The sequence below is a fragment of the Actinoplanes sp. NPDC051633 genome (assembly GCF_040681735.1).
Classification (GTDB): Bacteria; Actinomycetota; Actinomycetes; order Mycobacteriales; family Micromonosporaceae; genus Actinoplanes.
Genome location: NZ_JBFAZH010001237.1, coordinates 1 through 2,197, shown reverse-complemented (window position 1 = coordinate 2,197; position 2,197 = coordinate 1). Strand labels below are relative to the sequence as shown.

The 2,197-nt window shown below is 72.5% G+C and carries 1 protein-coding gene; it reads right to left on the bottom strand.

From position 1 onward, the window contains the following. On the bottom strand, nt 1–2,160 hold a 2,160-nt coding region (locus tag AB0M20_RS39460; RefSeq protein ID WP_364306165.1), incomplete at its 3' end, for a helicase. Between the last annotated feature and the right edge of the window lie 37 nt (nt 2,161–2,197).

The following is a 2,197-nucleotide window of genomic DNA, read 5'->3' as shown; positions in this document are numbered from 1 at the left end:
CGCGACATAGAGGTCACTCAGGCCCCGCGGCGACTCCGCGATGATCTCGTCGGGCTGGGCCACCAGCACCGAGTCGAACTCGAGGCCCTTGGCCTGCCGCACGGTCAGCATCACCACCTGGTTGCGCAGGTCGGGCTGCTCGCCGACGGCCGCGTCGGGCATCGCCTTCATCAGCTCGTGGCCGAGCTCGCCCTCCCGGTTCTCCGGGACGATCACGCCGACCCGGCCCTCGCCGACCTCGGCCAGCTCGGCCCTGACGCAGTCGACCAGCGAAGCGTCGATCTCCGCGGGAGAGACCCGCCGGGCCCACGGCGCGACGCCGGCCTCGCGGACCGACCGAGGCGGCTGCAGCGACGGATCGATCGCAGCCAGCACGTCGGCCGCCACGGCCATCACCTCGGCCGGGGTGCGGTAGTTGACGGTCAGCTCGCTCAGCCGCCAGCGCTGCGCCACGTACGGCTCGAAGACCTGCTCCCACGTCGTGGTGCCGGCCAGCTCGGGGGTCTGCGCGACGTCACCGACGACGGTCAGCGACCGGCTCGGCACCCGGCGCATCAGGAGCCGCCAGGCCATCGGCGACAGCTCCTGCGCCTCGTCCACGATCACGTGCCCGAAGACCCAGGTGCGGTCGGCCGCGGCCCGCTCCGCAGCCGTTCGCGTGTCGAGCACCTCGTGCCGCTCGACGAACCCGGCCGCGTCCACCACGTCGAGCGCGGACAGCAGCTCGCCCTCGCCCTCGTCCTCGAAGTCCAGTGACCGCGAGCCCTCGACGATCTCGAGCACGCCCTCGGCGTAGTCGATCGCCTCGGCCCGCTCGCGCTCGACGGCCCGCTTCTTCAGCGTGTCGTCCTCACCCAGCAGCTCGGCGAGCTCGTCCAGCAACGGCACGTCGGCCGGCGTCCAGGCCGCGGCGCGGTCCCTGAGGAAGACCGGCGGGGCGCCGGCCGCGGCCAGCCGCTCGGGCGAGCTGAGCAGCTCGCGGAGCACCCGCCGCGGGGTCAGCACCGGCCACATCTCGAACACCGCGGCCTGCACGTCGATGTCCTCGCGCAGCTCGCGGCGCGTCTCCGCGAGATCGGCGTCGGAGAGCAGGTTGTCGCCGCCCAGCGGGTCGGCGCCGATCCGCTCGGCGATCTGCAGTGACAGGGCGTGGATCACCTCGGTGACGAAGATGGACCGCGCGATGTTGTGCGGCCGGCCGGTCTTGCGCGCGGCCGCCCGGGCGTCCTCGCACACCGCCCGCTCGATCCGCAGCGGATAGCCGTCGTGGTCGACCTCGACGAAGTCGTCCGGCACGGTCTGCCAGTCGCTGACCGCGGCGGCCAGCACGGCCGGCATGGTCAGCTGCCCCTTGAGCGCGGCGGTGGCGGACGGCTCCTCGGCGCGGGCGCGTACCCCCGGGAACATGTCCCCCAGCGTGGCGAGCAGCACGCCGGTCTCGGCCAGCGACGGCAGCACCTGGGAGATGTAGCGCAGGAAGGTGGGGTTCGGGCCCAGGATCAGCACGCCCTGCTTGGTGAGCTGGGCCCGATGGGTGAAGAGCAGATACGCGGCGCGGTGCAGCGCCACCGCCGTCTTGCCGGTGCCCGGGCCGCCCTGAACCACGAGCACACCCGCCAGCCCCGACCGGATCACCTCGTCCTGCTCGGCCTGGATGGTCTCGACGATGTCGCGCATCCGCCCGGTGCGGCCCGCGTTCAGCGCGGACAGCAGCGCCGCCTCGCCGGTCACGTCCTCGCGGCCGGCGCCGCCGCCGGCCGTCAGGTCGAGCACCTCGTCGTCGATCCCGGTCAGCTCACGGCCCTTGGTGCGCAGGTGCCGGCGCCGGGTCACCCCCTCTGGTGACACCGCCGTGGCGAGGTAGAACGGCCGCGCCGCCGGGGCCCGCCAGTCGATCAGCAACGGGTCCTCGGAACGGTCCTCGGCGAAGAGCCCGATCCGGCCGATATAGCGCGGTTGATCTGCGGTGAAATCGAGCCGGCCGAAACAAAGACCGTTCTCCACCGCATTCATCTGCGCGAGTTGTTCCGCGTAATGAGCGCGCGTCGCCTCCCGCTGCGACCGGCCCTGCGGGGTGCCGCCCGCCTCCAGCAGAATCGTGCGAAGCCGCTGGTCAGCCTGGGTGCGGAGCACATCCAGACGGTGGTAGAGGCGGTCCAGGTAGAGCTGTTCGCTCCGGAAGTCCTCGCTTCGTAAT